The following is a 16,486-nucleotide window of genomic DNA, read 5'->3' on the forward strand; positions in this document are numbered from 1 at the left end:
TTGGTGCCCGAGCTGGGCGGTGTGCGCCGTGTCGGACGGGCGTGCATAATGAGGTGCATTCTTGCGTGAAGGGAGGTTGGCCGTGGCGTATGACGTGTGGGGGGTGCGCGGCTTGTACACCTCGCTGGGCGACGGCTGGACGTACCTTAATGCCCACCACCAGCCCCAGGTGCCGGAAAAGGTCGCCTCGGCAGTGTGGCGCAGCGTCCGCAGCGCGGCGTCCGTGCCGCCGCCGGAGCCGGTGCTGGGCTCGCACTCCAAGCAGTTGCTGGGCCAGCCCGAGGGCGAGCTCTACCCGGAGATGGCGCGCGGGGCTATCGCGGACCTGGCCGGGGTCAGCGCGGACCAGGTGATCCTCGGCCCCAACGTGCCGGCGCTGTACTCGGCGCTGGTGGCTGCGATGCGCCCGATGCTGCGCCGCAGCTCCACCATCGTGCTCAACCCGCTGGACCGAGCGGCGCTAACCGCGCGGCTGCAGCGCGCCGGGATGGATGAGAAGTGGGCGCAGGCGGACCTGGCCACCGGCGACCTGCCGGCGTGGCAGTACGCCGAGATCGCGGACGGCTCGACCCGCCTGGTGTCCGTGCCGGCGGCCCACGCCGAGCTGGGCAACGTGGTCGGCGTGTCCGGCATCGTGGACGCGGTGCGGGAAAAGTCCCGCGCGTGGGTGCTTGTCGACGCCACGGCGTACGCCCCCTACCGCCCCCTCGACCTGGACGCCTGGGGCGCTGACGTGGCGGCGGTGGATGTCGCCCAGTTGGGCGGGCTGGACATCGCCGCGCTGATCTTCCGCGATGCCGCCATGTTCAACCGTCTCGACATGCGCGCGTTGGAGCTGCAGGTTTCCCAGGGGCTGGCTGGCGGGGTGCCCGCCGTAGTGGACCACTACGCCTCGCTGGTGGAGGCGCCGGCCGGGCGCGCGTCGCGCCGCAACCGCCTCAAGCACTCGATGGGGGAGACCACCGCGTACCTGAACGGGCTGCGCGACGACCTGCACACGTTTTTAGGCACGCTACCCGCTGTGCACATCGTCGGCGTGAGCGGCGAGGCGGCCGCGGACACGAGCGTGGAGCGCATTCCGCGCCTCGCGTTCGGCGTCACCGGCGTGCCCTCGGAGACCGTGCTGCGCCGCCTGCTGGCCAACGGCATTGTGGCCACCCAGACCTGCGCGAGCCAGCTTCTCGACGACATGGGCGTCGCCGACATGGGCGGTGCCGTCACCATCTCCATGTCGCCGTTTAATACCCAGAACGACATCGAGCAGCTGGTGCGGACGGTGGCGTCGCTGGCGTAGCCTCGCTTCCGCTCGGCTACGAAACCGTGAGGAGGATTTTTCCGGTGTTCTTGCCGGAATCCAGGTGCTCGTGCGCCTTCTTCGCGTCCGCCAGCGGGAAGCGCTGCGAAATGTTCGGTGTGATCGCGCCGGACTCGAGGAGCGGCCAGACGTGCTCCACGGTGGACGCGACAATCGCGGCCTTCATCGGCCGCGGACGCGCGCGCAGGGTGGTGGCCGTGACCGACAGCCGGCGCGGCATCATCCGCCCCAGCGACAGGGTGCCCTTCGGCCCGCCCTGCACCGCGATGACGATCAGGTGCCCGTCGGTGTTCAGGGCCTTGATGTTCTGCTCCAGGTACGGCCCACCGACGACGTCCAGGATTGCGTCCGCCCACCCGGGCAGCTCTTCCGCGAAATCCTGTTCCTTGTAATTAATGAGGACATCGGCGCCGAGCTGGCGGCAGTACTCCAGCTTTTCCGCAGACCCTGCGGTCACCGCCACCTCGCACCCCATGGCCTTGCACAGCTGGATGGCAAAGGAGCCAATGCCGCCCGCGCCGCCGTGGATGAGCACCCGGTCACCCTCCTGGATGCCTGCGACCATGCCGAGGTTCGACCACACCGTGCACGCCACCTCGACTACACCGGCGGTCTCCTCCAGGGTCAGCCCCTGCGGGATGGGCGTGAGCTGGCCTTCCGGCACCGCGACGTACTCCGCGTATCCACCGCCGGCGAGCAGACAACCGACCTGCTCGCCCTCTTTGCGGTCCGTGGTGCCCGGGTCCGCGATCACGCCCGCGCACTCCAGCCCCATAATCTCGGGCTCGCCTTCCGGTGGCGGGTACTTGCCGGCGGCCTGCATCAGGTCGGCGCGGTTCACACCGGCCGCGGCCACCTTGACTAGGACTTCGCCGTCGCGGAGGGAGGGCGTAGCTGCGTCGTCAAGCTGAAGGTCCTTGTTGATCGCTTTCATGGGCTCTTCTTTCGCATGGTGTACAGTAATTTCGTCGCTTTTTTGGCGACGTGGAGACGTGGCAGAGCGGCCGAATGCACCGGTCTTGAAAACCGGCGAGGTTTATCCCTCCGCGGGTTCAAATCCCGCCGTCTCCGCCGCTTTTAGGCGAGCTCGTCCGGGAACAGCTCCGGCATGGTGTGGAACTGGCGCTCGCCGGGGAAGTCCGAGGGGACGCCGGCGAGCAGATCCTTCGCCCGCTTCGTGTCCGGACGGTTCTGGCCTGCCACAACTTGGACCTGCTCGACGGGGAACTCGCCGCGCAGCTGGACCACCGCGGCGCCGTCGTTGCGGTAGGCGAAGTTGCTGCCCAGGAGATCGTTGAGCTCCTGGATGCTCTCGGTGGATGTGCCGAGGTTGTCGGCGCGCCAGTTGCCCTGGAGGTCGCCGAGCGGGACGCCGAGGAGGACGATGCCTTCGGAGGTTGTGGTCAGCGCGGAGGTCTTCGGGGTGAGGTAAAAGGGCACTGATGCGCTCTCGCCGACCAAGGGGCCGGTGGTGAGAGAATCCAGCTTGGCGGGGAACCAAACGAGGTAGTCGGAGGGGTCGTTGGAGGTGTCGCGGGCGGCGAGGCCGGACGTGAGCCAGGTGTGGATTTTCATGCTGGCGAGTATACGGACTTTCTGCAGGCTATTTGGTAGCTCGGACCGTTCCGGGTAGGGTGGATCGAGGCTTGGAGATGTGCCAGAGTGGCCGAATGGGGCTCCCTGCTAAGGAGTTGCCCCCTTGACGGGGGCCGCAGGTTCAAATCCTGTCATCTCCGCCACCGCGCCCGTAGCTCAACGGATAGAGCATCTGACTACGGATCAGAAGGTTGGGGGTTCGAATCCCTCCGGGCGCACAATGCTTTTCGGGGGTGGCTGTGCGGGCGTAGCACAGTCAGGGCGGGTACCCTCACCGTGTGAATACGGCCAATGGGGCGACGCTCGCCCAGCTTGAAAAACAACTTCGCCGGCGCCGGATCGCCTCCGGGGACCTTGACGGCATCCAAGACGAACTCGCAAATATTCCGCTGCACGATGTTATTCGCGTGGTGGAGCGGCAGCCGTCGAAACGCGGGGCGGTGCTCATCCGCCTACTCCCGCCTGAGCGTGCCTCAGCAGTGTTCGAGGTACTCGATCCCGTGCATCAGGCGGAGATCGTGGAGGAGCTGGCCAGCGACGACGTCGCCGGACTCTTCAGCTCGCTTGGCGCGGAGGACCGCGTGCGCATGCTGGACAACCTGCCGCCCAAGATCGCCGAGCGGTTTCTCGGGGACCTCGACGAGGACGCCAGGGCGGACACCAACCTGATTCTGGGGTACGAGAAGGGCTCGGTCGGCCGCGAGATGAGCCCGCAGGTCGCCGTGGTTGAGCCGGGGGAGTTGGTGCGGGACGTCGTCGAGAAGCTACGCGCCGACGCGGACGACCTCGAGACCATCTACACCATCCCTGTGGTGGCCGACGAGCGCACGCTGTGCGGCGCGGTGAGCCTGCGCGACCTCTTCATTGCGCAGCCGGACGCCCAGGTGGGCGACATCATGCGCGAGATTCCGTCCCTGCGCGACACCGATGGGGCGGAGGATGCCGCGCGGCGCCTGCTGTCGTCGGGCCTGCTCGCGTTTCCGGTGGTGGACCACGGCAACCGCGTCGTGGGCATCTTCACGCACGACGAGGCCGCCGACATCGTCGAGCACGCCGACAGCGAGGATTCCGCGCGCCAGGGCGGTTCCGAGTCCCTGAAGCAACCGTACCTGTCCACGCCGGTGTTGAAGCTGGTGCGCTCGCGCATTGTCTGGCTGCTGGTGCTGGCGCTCTCCGCAATCCTGACGGTGCAGGTCTTGGACATTTTCGAGGGCACCCTCGCTGAGGTCACCGTCCTGTCCCTGTTCATCCCGCTGCTCACGGGCACCGGCGGCAACACCGGTAACCAGGCGGCGACGACGGTGACAAGGGCGCTTGCACTCAACGATGTGTCCAAGGGTGACATCCTCAAAGTGATGTGGCGCGAGCTTCGCGTGGGCGCCACGCTCGGGGCGGTGCTCGGCGTGCTCGGCCTGGGCATCGCGTGGGCTGTGTTCGGCCAGGACATCGGCGTAGTCATCGGCGCCACCCTGTTTTGCGTCTGCACGATTTCGGCGATGGTCGGCGGCATGATGCCGATTGTGGCCAAGACCGTCGGCGCCGACCCGGCGGTATTTTCCAACCCCTTCATCTCCACCTTCTGCGACGCGACTGGTCTGGTCATCTACTTCCTCATCGCGAAGTCGGTTCTCGGGCTGTAATTTACCCGTCTGGCCTGCAGTTTTGGCCGGAAGTTCACCTGGGTGTAATGTTCTTCTTCGTTGTCGCGAGACAGCAAGAAGGAAATGCGCCCGTAGCTCAACGGATAGAGCATCTGACTACGGATCAGAAGGTTGGGGGTTCGAATCCCTCCGGGCGCACCACACCTCACGCCCCAGGCATTGCGCCTGGGGCGTTTTGTGTGCCTAAAACACCTCGACACGCCCACCGAGGGACTCGATTTGCGTCAGCTGCGTCACCCACCCCACCGCACCCGGGTGCACGCGCATCACCGGGCGAGACGAAATCTTCACGGGGGAGACCGACTCGCGCCGGGCACCCTTGCGCGCCGCCATGCGCAGGTGGGCGCGGTGACCCGACTCTGCGAGCTCGTGCATCGACGGGGGAGTGGCGGCCAGCGCGTCGCGCGCGCTCTGCAGCCGCGCGATGTACTCGTCCAGCACCGGCACGAGGGACTCGGCGTTGGTCTCGCACATGTTTTGCACCAGCTCCGGGGCGGTGCTGGCCACACGGGTTGCGCCGCGGAAGGAGCCAGCGGACAGGGACTGGGCGAGGGTGCCGCCGCGGTCGCCGACCAGCGCCAGCGCCTCGGCGATCACGTGGGGGAGGTGGGAGACGCGGGCGACGGCCTCGTCATGGCGGTCCACCGACACGGGCACGGCCTCCGCGCCCACCACAGAGGCCAGCCGGCACACGGTGGTGAACAGCTCGGCCCAGGAGGCGTCGTCCGGGTGCCCGCGCGCGTAGTCGTAGGTCACCGCCCAGGCTGCACCGGCGAAAAGGCCCTCCTGCGAGGCGGTCCAGCCCGAAAACTCCGTGCCCGCCATGGGGTGTCCACCCACGTAACGGGCCTCCATGCCGCGCTCCACGATGAGGTCGTAGACGGGCTGTTTCACGCTCACCACGTCCGTGACCCAGCAGCTGGGCGCGTATTCGGCCACCTGGTCGAGCACGCCCGCGGCGGCGCGCATGGGCACCGCGACCACGACCAGTGCGCGCTCATCTTCGGCGCGGCGCAGCACTTCCTCCACGGAATTGGAGACGTCGAACCCTTCCCGTCTCGCCCCGCGAGCGCCGTGCAGGGTGAATCCGTAGACTCGCTCGCCGCGCGTGTGGAGGTCGCGCATGAGGGACCCGCCGATGAGTCCGAGGCCGAGAATGCACACTGGGGGCAGCTGATGGGTAGTCACCGGCCTAAGTCTAGTGACACCCCCACGCCCGCGGACTACGCTTCACACCCATGAGCCAGGATTTCGGTTACGCCGTCACCGTCGAGCGCGCGGACGGCACGTGGCGCGTGCGCGAGTTCGAGGACGACTTCACGCACCTGTCCACGTCCGTCACCGCTGTGCGCAACCTGCGCTCGGAAGGCGCCGCGTTCGCACTGCTGAACGTTGAAGACGACTACCTGGTCATCGTGCGTCCCGGGCCCTCGCGGGTCCGCGTGCTCATCTCAGACGCCACGATGGCCGTCGACGACGACTTCGCCGCAGATGTCCTGGACGAAGCCGACGTCGAGGTCCCGGACATCGACCCGGATGAGCTGGACAACGTCGACGCCTGGGCGGACGGGGAGTTCGCCATCCTCGCCGACCTGGGGCTGGCGGAGGAGCAGATGAGCATTTTGCTTGACGACGACGCCGATCCCGCCGACCTTGCCCAGGCGATCGCCGACGAACTCGGTTTCGGCGACGAGTTGGACGACGTTGTCGGCGGGTGAACGCCGCGCGCGTAAGCGTATGCGGGTGGCGCTCGCCACCGCGGCACAGACGCCCGCCGGCGACGTGCCGGTGGGCGCCGTCGTGTTCGATGCGGCGGGTGCGGTGGTGGGCCGGGGGGTGAATCGTCGAGAAGCAAACTGCGACCCCACTGCCCACGCTGAGGTGGAGGCGATCCGCGATGCCGCACGCACCTTGGGTACGTGGCGGCTGGACGGCTGCGAGCTCGTGGTCACGCTCGAGCCCTGCACGATGTGCGCTGGGGCAATCCTCGGCGCGCGGGTGTCCTCCCTGGTCTTCGGCGCGTGGGAGCCGAAGACGGGCGCGGTGGGCAGCGTGCTGGACGCGATCCGGGACCCGCACCACCTGCACGTGCCGGAAGTGCGGGGCGGCGTGATGGACGCAGAAGCTGCCCGTTTGCTGGCTAAGTTCTTCGAAGGTGTCAGGAGTAACTGAATTGTTACCCCACGCACCGGCGTTCGTCCCTATAGTGGTAGCAAACACACGATTACACGACAAAGGAGATGTGTTATGGCTTTCGAAGGCAAGGCAGACCAGCTGAAGGGCGACGCAAAGGAAGCGCTGGGCAACGTCGCGGACAACGAGCAGCTGCAGAACGAGGGCAAGGCTGACCAGCTCCTCGGCGGCGCCAAGGAGAAGCTGGCCGAGGCTGGCGACGCTATCAAGGACAAGGCTAACGAGGTAGCCGCAAAGGTCGAGGACAAGGCTGACGAGGCTGACCGCTAATTTGGTCAACCGGCCACGCTGCCGTTAATCTGTTCGGCGGTAGCGTGTCCGAGCGGCCGAAGGTACTCGCCTCGAAAGCGAGTGTGGGTAAAACCACCGCGGGTTCAAATCCCGCCGCTACCGCCGCAGTGTGAAGCCCCCGGCAACGGGGGCTTTTCGCATGTCGGGGCGCCCGTTAGGATAGGCCGGGTTATGCCCGCGCGGGCTGGAAGGAAACGTGCTTACGTGGCGAGACTGCTGTACACACTGGGGCGCTGGTCGTACCTGCACAAGTGGCGGGTGATCGTCGCCTGGCTCCTGCTGCTCGGCGCGACAGCGGCCGGGCCCCTGTCCCTGATGAAGCCCTTCACGAGCGAGTTCGCCATCGAAGGCACCCCGGCCATCAACGCCCTGGACACTGTTGCGGAGAATTTTCCCGACGCGGGAAACGTGGCCACCGCCCCCAGCGTGAACGTGGTCTTCGCCGCCCCCGAGGGCCAACGGTTGGACTCGCCCGCCAACATGGCGGCGATGGACCGGACCGTCGGCTACATCCGCGACCACCTGGGTGTGGAGGGGCAGCGCTTTGGCAACCCGGTGCAGGTGAACGAAGAGCTCCAGCGCACCGTCGTCGACCAAATGGCCGAGATGGGCATGCCCGAGGAGCGCGCGCGGGCAGACGCGTACAACCTGCGCATGGTGAGCGACGACGGGCGGATCGGCTACACCACCTTCGACTTCGACGCCGCCTCGTCCATGTCCGTGGAGCAGGCGGACCGCGATGTGGTGAACGAGGCCATGCAGATAGGGCGCGACGCGGGCCTGCGGGTGGAGGCCGGAGGCGCCGGCTTCGGCGAACCCATCGCCGTGAAGACCACCTCCGAGCTAGTCGGCCTCGCTGTGGCGTTTGTGGTGCTGGTGGTCACATTCGGCTCGCTGGCCGCGTCGGTGATCCCGCTGATCTCCGCCGTGGTGGGCGTGGGCATCGGCGCGCTGCTGGTGCTGTTGACCACACACTGGGTGGAGCTGAACAACGTCACGCCCGTGCTGGCGGTGATGATCGGCCTGGCCGTGGGCATCGATTACGCCCTGTTCATCCTCTCCCGCTTCCGGCAGGAGGCCCGCAACCTGCCACCGGACGAGGCCGCTGGCATGGCGGTGGGCACCGCCGGATCTTCAGTGGTGTTCGCCGGCACGACCGTGTTCACGGCGCTGGTGGCGCTCGCACTCGCCGACATCGAGTTCCTCACCTGGATGGGCCTGGCCGCGGCCGCTACGGTGGCGGTCTCCGTGCTTGTGGCGCTGACGCTGGTGCCAGCGCTGCTCGGCGTGTGGGGGTCGAAGGCGTTTGCGGGCAAGGTCCCAGGCGTTGCCGGCAACCCCGGCCCGGGCAGCCGCCCCGCGAAGGACTTGGACCGCAACTCCATGGGCAGGCGTTGGGTGCGGTTTGTGGAAAAGGCGCCCGGCTTAGTCATGGCGGTTGTGGTGCTGGGCCTGGGCGCCCTGACGGTGCCGGTGCTGGACCTCGAGATGGCGCTGCCGTCGGACACCACGTCCAACCGCGACACCACGCAGCGCAAGTCCGCGGACCTCATGGCGGAAGGCTTCGGCCCTGGCGTCAACGCCCCGCTGCTGCTGGTAGTGGACGCGCACAGCGTGAACCCGGACGCGGAGATTCTGCAGCCGTACATGGACGCGATCCCGGACGAGGCCGGAGGCGACGCGGAAAAGGCCGCGCTGGCCAGCTTCCTCTACGCCGTGGGAGAGGTGGGCTCCGCCGGGGGCATCCAGCACGCCCAGCTCATCGCCGCCAACGATGACCTCACCGCAGCCCAGATCCTGGCCACCCCGGACGGCGGCCCCGAGGAGCAGCGCACCCTGGCGGTGGCCCATGGCGTGCGCGACGTGACCGCCCAGGTGGAGGACGCCACCGGGGTGGATGTGGGCCTGACGGGGCTGACCGCCGTGCAGATGGACATCACCGAGGAGCTGGCGGAGGCCATGCCGCTGTACCTGGCCATCGTGGTGGGCCTGGCCATCGTGCTGCTCATGGTGGTCTTCCGCTCCATCGTGGTGCCCCTGGTGGCGGGCCTGGGATTCCTGCTGTCTGTGGGTGCGGCGTTCGGCGTGACCGTCCTGGTGTTCCAGGAGGGCGTGGCCGGCCTGGTCAACACCCCAGGCCCGATCCTGTCCTTCCTGCCCATCTTCATGATCGGCGTGACGTTCGGCCTGGCCATGGACTACCAAGTCTTCCTAGTCACCCGCATCAGGGAGGCGTACGTGAAGGCGCGGGACCGTGGGGGCGTCGATACGCTGCGCGCAGTGCACGAGTCCACCGTGGAAGGGTTCGCGCAAGGCGCACGCGTGGTCACGGCTGCCGCGATCATCATGATCGCCGTCTTCATCGCGTTTTTGGACCAGCCGCTGCCGTTCATCCAAATCTTCGGCTTCGCGCTCGGCGTGGCCGTGCTCTTCGACGCGTTCTTCATCCGCATGGCGCTCGTTCCTGCGACCATGTACATCCTCGGCCGCTCCACGTGGTGGATGCCGGCCTGGCTGGACAGGATCCTGCCGGAGGTCGACGTTGAGGGAACCGAACTAGAGAAGGGACACGCATGACCGACGTGACGTTTGAGGCGCACACCCAGCTCGAGCCCGCGCCGGGCAGGCACGGCCGCACCGGTGTCATCCACACCCCGCACGGCCCGATCCAGACCCCGGCGTTCATCCCCGTGGCAACGAAGGCCACGGTGAAGACGCTCACGCCCGAACAGATCCGCCAAACTGGCGCGCAGGCGATCCTCTCCAACGCGTACCACCTGTACCTCCAACCCGGGCCCGACATTGTGGACGAGGCCGGGGGCGTGGCCGCCTTTGAGAATTGGCATGGGCCCACCTACACCGATTCCGGAGGCTTCCAGGTGATGAGCCTGGGCGTGGGGTTTAAGAAGGTTCTCGCCATGGACACCGCGGGGCTGACCGAGGCCGACATCCGCGCCGCCAACAAGGACCGCATGGCGCGGGTGGACGACGACGGCGTGGACTTCAAGTCGGTCATCGACGGCTCCTCGCACCGCTTCACGCCCGAGGTGTCCATGCAGATCCAGCACCAGCTGGGCGCGGACATCATGTTCGCATTCGACGAGCTCACCACGCTCGTGGACACCCGCGCCTACCAGGAGCACTCCGTGGAGCGCACGCGCCGCTGGGCCCGCCGGTGCTTGCTGGAGCATGACCGCTTAACGACGCTACGTTCCGACAAACCCCTGCAGAGCCTCTGGGGCGTGGTGCAGGGGGCCCAGTACGAGGACCTGCGCCGGCAGGCGGTGCGGGGGCTTTTGGACCTGGACCGTGAGGCCCGCGCGGAGGGCCGACGCGGCTTCGGCGGTGTCGGCATCGGCGGCGCGTTGGAGAAGGAGAACCTGGGCACCATCGTCGGCTGGGTCACCGACGAGCTGCCGGTGGAGATGCCGCGGCACCTGCTGGGCATCTCTGAACCGGACGACATCTTCACCGCGGTCGAGGCCGGCGCCGACACTTTCGACTGCGTGGCGCCCACCCGACTTGGCCGCCGCGGCGGCGTGTACACCCTGGACGGGCGGTTGAACCTCGCTGGCGCCCGATTCAAGCGGGACTTCCGCGGGGTGGACGAGGAGTTCGGCGGCTACGTCTCCGAGAATTACTCGCGCGCCTACATCCACCACCTGCTCAAGGCCAAGGAGTTCCTTGCGGGCACGCTGTGCACGATGCACAACCTGGAGTTCATGATCCGGCTGGTGGACAACATCCGCGCCGCCATCGACGCCGGGGATTACGAGGCGTACCGCGACGAGTTCCTCGGCCGCTACTACGCCGGGTCGGACACGTAGCGCTCCTCAGCCCGGCGCACCGCCGCGATGGTGGGGTAGGTGATGGGGAGCAGGATGACTTCCATGACGGTCTTCCACACAAAGCCCACCGCCACGTAGTTGACGAAGGCGCCGGCGGAGTCGATGCCGATCACGCCGGCGGCGATGGAGCAGAACAGCAGCGTATCGGCGAACTCGCCGACCACCGTGGAGCCGATTAGGCGCGCCCATAAGTTGCCGGTGCCGAAGCGGTCCTTCATCTTCTGCAGCACCCACGCGTTGAGGAGCTGGCCCACCACGTAGCCGGCCAAGGACGCCACCACAATGCGCGGCAGCAGACCCAGCACGGCGGCGAAGGTCTCGTCCATGTCGTAGAAGTCCGCGGCCGGCAGCCAGATCGCGATGTAGAAGGACAGCACGGCGACGACCGCGATGCCGAAGCCGGTGAACACGGCGCGGCGTGCGGCCTTGAACCCGTACACCTCGGCGATGACGTCGCCGATGACGTAGGAGATGGGGAAGAGGAAGAAGGCGCCGTCGGTGATCAGCGGGCCCAGTTGCACGCCCTTTTGCGCCGTGATGTTGGAGATGAGAAAGACCGCGCAGAACAGCGCGAGCAGGTACGGGAACGGGGAGCGGGAAACGCGTGGTGACATGCGCTTTATCATGGCACACATGGCTGAATTCCAAGGACCTGCAGGCCGCTACGCCCCGTCCCCGAGCGGGGATTTGCACTTTGGCAACCTCCGCACCGCCGTGCTCGCGTGGCTGTTCGCCCGGCGCACCGGCCGGGCGTTCTACATGCGGGTGGAAGACATCGACTCGGAGCGCTCCAGCGCGGAGTCTGCGGCGCGCCAGCTCGAAGACCTTGCGGCGATCGGCCTGGAATGGGACCAGCCGGTGATGTGCCAGCACGACCGGGGCGCCGCGTACGCGGATGCACTGGCACGCCTGGACACGTACGAGTGCTACTGCAGCCGCCGCGACATCCGCGAGGCCGCCTCGGCGCCCCACGCGCAGCCCGGCATATACCCCGGAACCTGCCGCGATCTCACGGACGAGCAGCGTGCCCAGCGGCGCTCCGAGCTTGAGGCCGAGGGGCGCCTGCCCGCGATTCGCCTCAGGTCCGGGGTGCGGGAGTGGACGGTGCGCGATTACTACGCGGGGGAGTACACGGGGCCTGTCGACGACGTGATCCTCAAACGCGGCGGGCGCGTCGACCAGGCGCAGGCGGGGGACTGGGCCTACAACCTGGCGGTGGTGGTCGATGACGGCTACCAGGGGGTGGACCAGGTTGTGCGCGGGGACGACCTGTTGTTTTCCGCGCCCGCGCAGGCGTACGTGGCGCACGAGCTCGGCCTTGCAGAGCCGGAGTACGTTCATGTGCCGTTGGTGGTGGGGCCGGAGGGGCGTCGATTGGCAAAGCGCGACGGCGCCGTCACCTTGCGCGACATGGGTGACCCGGGGGAAGTGTTCAGGCGGATTGCGGTGTCCGTCGGGTGCCCGGACGCCGCGGACACGGGGCAGTTGCTGGAGGCATTTGATCCTGGCTCGCTCCCGCGAAAGCCGTGGACGTGGGGCGGGTAATTTTTCGTAACCTGCCGTTCATGTTGGGGGCATATGTTTGCAGCGCACAACCCGTGCCCAATCCCACTCGAAGGAGAACCCCCATGATGAAACGTCGCACGGCGGCGCTCGTCGCAACGCTGCTGCTCGCGCCCGCGACCGCCCCCGTCGCGCTCGCCGCGCCGATGTCCTCGCAAAACATCCAGCTCCCGGACCGCGTGCCGCTGAGCCTGCCCAACGTGCAGAGTAACGTCACAGGTTCCAGCACCGGCAGCGTCATCGTGCAGCACCCCGGCGCGCCGGTGCCGCAGCCGTTTACCACCGACTGGCTCGGCGGCTACATCTCTGACATCTCTGCGTACAAGTACGGCGTGTACCTGGAGATCAACCGCTTGTTCCCGGAGCTCAAAGCCAATCACCCGGAGGTGATGAAGGCGAATACGGACATCGCGGTCGAGGTGAACAACAACGCGCAGTCTGACCCCGAACTCGTCGCGCAAGCGCAGCGTGACGCGGTGGCGTCGAGCAACGACTTGCTCGCGGAGCTTTCGCCGGCTCTGGGCGAGGAGTTCGGCCGCGCCTTCCGCGACGCTCTCAAAGAACACCGCCTGCCCAAGACCGAGTACCTCCTGGGCAACGGCTACCTGGCGCGCGCCGGCGGGCTGGCCAGCTCCACCGGCGTGGAGAAGCTTGTCTTCGACTACCCGCGCCCCTTCGTCGCCGCACCGGATCGCATCGTGCGCTACGACGTCGCGGGTGAGGACATCTACCCCAGGTCCAAGGCGTTCCCGTCCGGGCACACCAACCAGGCCGCGTGGGTGACGTCGCTGCTGGCCTACATGGTGCCGGAGGTTGCGCCCCAGCTGCACTACCGCGGCGCGGAGGCCGGGTACCACCGCATGGTGCTCGGTGTGCACTACCCGCTGGACGTGGTCGGCGGGCGCATGTCCGGTCAGGCCGCGGCCGCGGACCGGCTCAACGACCCGAAGATGAAGGACGCGTTGAACCAGGCGAAGGACGAGCTGCGCAAGGAAATTGAGTGGCGCACCGGAAAGTCTGTCGCTGAGCTCGTGCAGGGTGACACGCCTTACGTGTCCACGGACTTCGCCGTGAAGCGCTACACCGAGTTCATGGAGCACTCGCTGCCGCGCATCTACGACGAGAACGCGGAAATGATTGTGCCCCAGGCGGCACCGGTGCTGCTGGAGGGCAGCTACCCCGACCTCACCTGGGAGCAGCGCTCCGAGATCCTGCACGACACGGCAGGCGAGGCGGGCAACCCGCTGGACTGGCAGGGGCCCGAAGGCTCCTGGCAGCGGTTGAACCTCGCGGCCGCGTCGGTAGGCGGAGCTATCCGCCGCTAGCGAAGCCCACGCCCTTGCGCCACGTCAGCGCAGTGGCGGGGCGGACGGGCGAGAGTGGCTGCATGATGCTGTCCACCCGCATCCACTGCATGCCCACCTCTTCCGGGGTGATGTCCACAACCGCGTAGCCGTGCGTGTCCAACGCGACGTGCTTCAGGTTGGGGTTCGCCGCGTGGAGGTAGTTTGTCGCCACCCCCAAGACGGGGCTGCCCGCCGGGATCTTTGTCGAATCCGCCACGTTGGGCGCCGTGATGGAGGAGCAGACCACCTCGCAGCCGATCTGGTCGCCGGCGTGCGTGATGGTGTGCGCCCACTCGGTGTGGATGTCGCCGGTGAGAAAGATCGGGTTCTTGCCCAAGCGGCCGAGGGTGTTGATGAGGCGGCGGCGCTCGAAGTCGTAGCCGTCCCACTGGTCGCCGTTTAGTGGGAGCTCGTTGAGCTGGGGGACTGGCACCTGGGAGGAGAGGATGTTGGAGCTGAGCGCCTCGGCGACCGGGCGGGTGGCGGGGTTGTTGAAGACGGCGCCGGCGTGCAGTGGGGAGAACATCACGGAGTTGCCCAGCGCGTTCCACGCGGCGGTCGAGTTCTCGAGGGTCTCGGTGAGCCAGTCGTACTGCTCGGAGCCGAGCATCGCGCGGGCGTCGCCAGGTTGGCGGGCGCCACCCTTCCAAAACTCAACGTCGCGGTAGGTGCGCAGGTCCATGATGGTCAGCTCCACCAGGTTGCCGAACTTCAGAGAGCGGTAGATGTGGCCCTGCTCCGAAGTCTCCGACAGGCGCACCGGCATCCACTCGTAGTAGGCGCGCAACGCTGCGTCGCGCCGGGCGAAGAAATCACCCTCGTTCGGGTCGTGGTTCTCCGCGCCCTCGCGCCAGTTGTTGTTGGCAACCTCGTGGTCGTCCCACACCACCACCCACGGCATAGCCGCGTGGGCGCCCTGCAGCGCAGGGTCTGTGCGGTACCGGCCGTAGCGGATGCGGTAATCGGCCAGGCTGACAATCTCATGCGCCGGCTGGTGCAGGCGCACAGGCCCGTATCCCGCATACTCGTACTGGGCGTATTCGTAGATGTAGTCGCCCAGGAAGACGGTCAGGTCGAGCTCGCCAGCCCAGCCGCGCTGGGCCATGTCCGCGTACGCGGAGAAGAAGCCGGCCTCCCAGTTCGCGCAGGATGCGATGGCCCAGCGCTGCCGGTCCACCTGTCCCGCCGGGGCGGTCTTCGTGCGGCCCAGCGGGGAGGTGGCTTCCGCGTGTGGCCCGTCTACCACGGTGAAGGTGTAGTAGTACACCGTGTCCGGCTGCAAGCCGGTGACGTCTACGTGGATGGTGTGGTCCTGCTCCGGCTTGCTCGTTGCCTCGCCCTGCTGCACCACCTGGCGCATCTTGGGGTCGAGCGCCACGCGCCAGCGCACCGAGGTGGGGGCGCCGCCGCCAGAGCCGGGCATCGCGTTTTCTTCGGGCGTGATGCGGGTCCAGATGACCACCGCCTCAGGCAGCGGGTCGCCCGACGCGACGCCGTGCACGAACGGCAGCGGCGGTAGCTCCGCCTCCACGGGAACTGGCTTCGAGGGCAGGGAACTCTGCGATTGTGCGCTTGGCACGACCGCCACCGCGCCAGCCGCGGAGGTGGCGACAGCCGCCGTCCGCAAAAACCCCCGCCGAGAGACGCGCCGGTTTCCGCCCGCGCGCGTTGATGATGTTGTCTGCTCGTATCCGCTCACGCCCATATATTGGGCGCGGACAACGGATATGGCTACCTGGGACGCTGGGTCCGCCAAGGAATTCGCCCGATGTTCACGCGTGGTTTACTTACGGCGCGGGGGTGGGGCGGCCGGCCAGGCGCGCGTCGATGCGCAGCAGTCCCGAACCGTCCGCGCCGACCAGCTCGAGTTGGTCCACGATCTCGCTCACCGTGGCCTCTTCCTCAACCTGCTCGTTGAGGAACCAGTTCAGCAGCGGACGGGATTCCAAATCTCCGACCTCGTCCGCCAGGCGGGTGATCGCGCGGATCTGCTCCGAGACCTTCCTCTCGTGCGCCAGCGCCGCCTTGAACGCGTCGAGCGGGCCGGTGATGGCGGGCGCGTCAATCGTGATGGTGTGCGGCGTGACCCGCTCGCCACGGTCAATTAGGTGCTGCGCGAACTTCTGCGCGTGCTCGCACTCCTCGGATGCCTGGGCGGCGAACCATTCGCAGAGACCGGGGAAGGACATGGCATCCATCTCGTTGGCCAGGTGGCGGTAGATGTAGGCTGCGGCGTATTCGTCCGTGACCTGCTGGTTGATAGCGTCAAAAAGCCGTTCGTTGATCATGCCCTGCGAGTATAAACACTGCAGCCGACACCCGTAGGATGCCGGCTGCGTATGTGGCGGAGGATGTGGGATTTGAACCCACGAGGGTCGTGAAACCCGCACGCGTTCCAGGCGTGTGACATAGGCCGCTAGTCGAATCCTCCAGCGACACTCGAAAGCGTCTTGGGACATGGTAGACCACCCCGGCCAAACAGCCAAAACCGCAGCGTAGGCGCGCACGCGACAGCTCGTGCGCACCCGAGCTTGTATGAAGGCGAGGGGCATGGCTACAGTAACGGGCAGGATCCCACGCGGTGTTATCTTGTGAACTCCCCCAGGGCGGGAACGCAGCAAGGGTCAGCGAGCTCTGGCAGGTGCGTGGGGTCCCTTTTCTTTGCCTTGTACG

The 16,486-nt window shown here is 67.3% G+C and carries 15 protein-coding genes, 6 tRNA genes and 1 other RNA gene; 15 read left to right on the top strand and 7 right to left on the bottom strand.

What is annotated here, in order from left to right; all coding sequences use genetic code 11:
* The first annotated feature begins 82 nt into the window (after nt 1-82).
* Nucleotides 83-1,294: an aminotransferase class V-fold PLP-dependent enzyme gene (locus CUREI_RS00450; protein WP_038609108.1), complete on the top strand. Its 1,212-nt coding sequence runs from the start codon at nt 83-85 to the stop codon at nt 1,292-1,294.
* A 16-nt stretch (nt 1,295-1,310) separates the two neighbouring features.
* On the opposite strand, the gene CUREI_RS00455 is transcribed toward CUREI_RS00450, so the two are convergent.
* Nucleotides 1,311-2,249: an NAD(P)H-quinone oxidoreductase gene (locus CUREI_RS00455; RefSeq protein WP_038609111.1), complete on the bottom strand. Its 939-nt coding sequence runs from the start codon at nt 2,247-2,249 to the stop codon at nt 1,311-1,313.
* Nucleotides 2,250-2,301: 52 nt separating this feature from the next.
* Here CUREI_RS00455 and CUREI_RS00460 point away from each other — a divergent pair.
* Nucleotides 2,302-2,386, top strand: a tRNA-Ser gene (locus CUREI_RS00460).
* A 6-nt stretch (nt 2,387-2,392) separates the two neighbouring features.
* On the opposite strand, the gene CUREI_RS00465 is transcribed toward CUREI_RS00460, so the two are convergent.
* Nucleotides 2,393-2,890 carry a hypothetical protein gene (locus CUREI_RS00465; protein ID WP_038609114.1) on the bottom strand — a complete coding sequence of 166 codons (498 nt, stop codon included), beginning with the start codon at nt 2,888-2,890 and terminating at the stop codon, nt 2,393-2,395.
* 73 nt (nt 2,891-2,963) lie between these two features.
* Here CUREI_RS00465 and CUREI_RS00470 point away from each other — a divergent pair.
* The 4 genes from CUREI_RS00470 to CUREI_RS00485 all read left to right on the top strand — a co-directional run bounded on the left by CUREI_RS00470 (nt 2,964) and on the right by CUREI_RS00485 (nt 4,713).
* A tRNA-Ser gene (locus CUREI_RS00470) sits at nt 2,964-3,054 on the top strand.
* 2 nt (nt 3,055-3,056) lie between these two features.
* Nucleotides 3,057-3,129, top strand: a tRNA-Arg gene (locus CUREI_RS00475).
* Between the two features lie 120 nt (nt 3,130-3,249).
* The gene (mgtE, locus tag CUREI_RS00480; RefSeq protein WP_236627292.1) at nt 3,250-4,551 is read left to right on the top strand and encodes a magnesium transporter; all 1,302 of its coding nucleotides are present in this window, start codon (nt 3,250-3,252) and stop codon (nt 4,549-4,551) included.
* 86 nt (nt 4,552-4,637) lie between these two features.
* Nucleotides 4,638-4,713: transfer RNA gene (locus CUREI_RS00485), tRNA-Arg, on the top strand.
* Nucleotides 4,714-4,755: 42 nt separating this feature from the next.
* Here the strand turns inward: CUREI_RS00485 and CUREI_RS00490 are convergent.
* Nucleotides 4,756-5,760 carry a prephenate dehydrogenase gene (locus CUREI_RS00490; protein WP_038609130.1) on the bottom strand — a complete coding sequence of 335 codons (1,005 nt, stop codon included), beginning with the start codon at nt 5,758-5,760 and terminating at the stop codon, nt 4,756-4,758.
* A gap of 50 nt (nt 5,761-5,810) precedes the next feature.
* On the opposite strand from CUREI_RS00490, the gene CUREI_RS00495 reads away from it, so the two are divergent.
* The 6 genes from CUREI_RS00495 (at nt 5,811) to tgt (ending at nt 10,883) form a co-directional block, all read left to right on the top strand.
* The gene (locus CUREI_RS00495) at nt 5,811-6,290 is read left to right on the top strand and encodes a tRNA adenosine deaminase-associated protein (RefSeq protein ID WP_038609133.1); all 480 of its coding nucleotides are present in this window, start codon (nt 5,811-5,813) and stop codon (nt 6,288-6,290) included.
* A gap of 19 nt (nt 6,291-6,309) precedes the next feature.
* Nucleotides 6,310-6,744, top strand: coding sequence for a nucleoside deaminase (locus tag CUREI_RS00500; RefSeq protein WP_038609136.1), 435 nt, complete (start codon nt 6,310-6,312; stop codon nt 6,742-6,744).
* Between the two features lie 75 nt (nt 6,745-6,819).
* Nucleotides 6,820-7,035 carry a CsbD family protein gene (locus CUREI_RS00505; RefSeq protein ID WP_038609139.1) on the top strand — a complete coding sequence of 72 codons (216 nt, stop codon included), beginning with the start codon at nt 6,820-6,822 and terminating at the stop codon, nt 7,033-7,035.
* A 38-nt stretch (nt 7,036-7,073) separates the two neighbouring features.
* A tRNA-Ser gene (locus CUREI_RS00510) sits at nt 7,074-7,158 on the top strand.
* Between the two features lie 102 nt (nt 7,159-7,260).
* Nucleotides 7,261-9,633 (top strand): MMPL family transporter, encoded by a 2,373-nt coding sequence (locus tag CUREI_RS00515; protein ID WP_038609142.1) that lies wholly within the window; start codon nt 7,261-7,263, stop codon nt 9,631-9,633.
* Nucleotides 9,630-10,883 (top strand): tRNA guanosine(34) transglycosylase Tgt, encoded by a 1,254-nt coding sequence (gene tgt / locus CUREI_RS00520; RefSeq protein ID WP_038609145.1) that lies wholly within the window; start codon nt 9,630-9,632, stop codon nt 10,881-10,883. Before CUREI_RS00515 ends, tgt begins: the two co-directional genes overlap by 4 nt.
* On the opposite strand, the gene CUREI_RS00525 is transcribed toward tgt, so the two are convergent.
* Nucleotides 10,862-11,518, bottom strand: a complete 657-nt coding sequence (locus CUREI_RS00525; RefSeq protein ID WP_051952099.1) for a queuosine precursor transporter — start codon at nt 11,516-11,518, stop codon at nt 10,862-10,864. The two genes, tgt and CUREI_RS00525, sit on opposite strands and share 22 nt — an antisense overlap.
* A gap of 19 nt (nt 11,519-11,537) precedes the next feature.
* Here CUREI_RS00525 and gluQRS point away from each other — a divergent pair, with 19 nt between their 5' ends.
* The gene (gluQRS, locus tag CUREI_RS00530; protein ID WP_038609162.1) at nt 11,538-12,449 is read left to right on the top strand and encodes a tRNA glutamyl-Q(34) synthetase GluQRS; all 912 of its coding nucleotides are present in this window, start codon (nt 11,538-11,540) and stop codon (nt 12,447-12,449) included.
* Nucleotides 12,450-12,535: 86 nt separating this feature from the next.
* A complete protein-coding gene (locus tag CUREI_RS00535) occupies nt 12,536-13,792 on the top strand; it encodes an acid phosphatase (protein ID WP_084768397.1) in 1,257 nt (418 codons plus the stop codon).
* On the opposite strand, the gene CUREI_RS00540 is transcribed toward CUREI_RS00535, so the two are convergent.
* The 3 genes from CUREI_RS00540 to CUREI_RS00550 all read right to left on the bottom strand — a co-directional run bounded on the left by CUREI_RS00540 (nt 13,779) and on the right by CUREI_RS00550 (nt 16,244).
* Complete coding sequence (locus tag CUREI_RS00540) at nt 13,779-15,518, bottom strand: alkaline phosphatase D family protein (RefSeq protein WP_051952100.1); 1,740 nt, start codon at nt 15,516-15,518, stop codon at nt 13,779-13,781. The genes CUREI_RS00535 and CUREI_RS00540 overlap by 14 nt on opposite strands.
* An 82-nt stretch (nt 15,519-15,600) precedes the next feature.
* The gene (locus CUREI_RS00545) at nt 15,601-16,098 is read right to left on the bottom strand and encodes a ferritin (protein ID WP_201773346.1); all 498 of its coding nucleotides are present in this window, start codon (nt 16,096-16,098) and stop codon (nt 15,601-15,603) included.
* A 57-nt stretch (nt 16,099-16,155) separates the two neighbouring features.
* Nucleotides 16,156-16,244 (bottom strand) — tRNA-Ser (locus CUREI_RS00550).
* 134 nt (nt 16,245-16,378) lie between these two features.
* On the opposite strand from CUREI_RS00550, the gene ffs reads away from it, so the two are divergent.
* Nucleotides 16,379-16,474, top strand: an RNA gene (gene ffs, locus CUREI_RS11765) — signal recognition particle sRNA small type.
* Nucleotides 16,475-16,486 lie beyond the last annotated feature (12 nt).

The sequence above is a fragment of the Corynebacterium ureicelerivorans genome (genome assembly GCF_000747315.1).
Lineage (GTDB): Bacteria > Actinomycetota > Actinomycetes > Mycobacteriales > Mycobacteriaceae > Corynebacterium > Corynebacterium mucifaciens.

Coding starts and splice junctions, on each gene's coding strand:
- CUREI_RS00500 (WP_038609136.1), top strand. CDS start 6,310: ATGCGGGTGGCGCTCGCCACCGCGGCACAGACGCCCGCCGGCGACGTG.
- CUREI_RS00535 (WP_084768397.1), top strand. CDS start 12,536: ATGAAACGTCGCACGGCGGCGCTCGTCGCAACGCTGCTGCTCGCGCCC.
- tgt (WP_038609145.1), top strand. CDS start 9,630: ATGACCGACGTGACGTTTGAGGCGCACACCCAGCTCGAGCCCGCGCCG.
- CUREI_RS00455 (WP_038609111.1), bottom strand. CDS start 2,249: ATGAAAGCGATCAACAAGGACCTTCAGCTTGACGACGCAGCTACGCCC.
- CUREI_RS00465 (WP_038609114.1), bottom strand. CDS start 2,890: ATGAAAATCCACACCTGGCTCACGTCCGGCCTCGCCGCCCGCGACACC.
- gluQRS (WP_038609162.1), top strand. CDS start 11,538: ATGGCTGAATTCCAAGGACCTGCAGGCCGCTACGCCCCGTCCCCGAGC.
- CUREI_RS00540 (WP_051952100.1), bottom strand. CDS start 15,518: ATGGGCGTGAGCGGATACGAGCAGACAACATCATCAACGCGCGCGGGC.
- CUREI_RS00495 (WP_038609133.1), top strand. CDS start 5,811: ATGAGCCAGGATTTCGGTTACGCCGTCACCGTCGAGCGCGCGGACGGC.
- CUREI_RS00525 (WP_051952099.1), bottom strand. CDS start 11,518: ATGTCACCACGCGTTTCCCGCTCCCCGTTCCCGTACCTGCTCGCGCTG.
- CUREI_RS00505 (WP_038609139.1), top strand. CDS start 6,820: ATGGCTTTCGAAGGCAAGGCAGACCAGCTGAAGGGCGACGCAAAGGAA.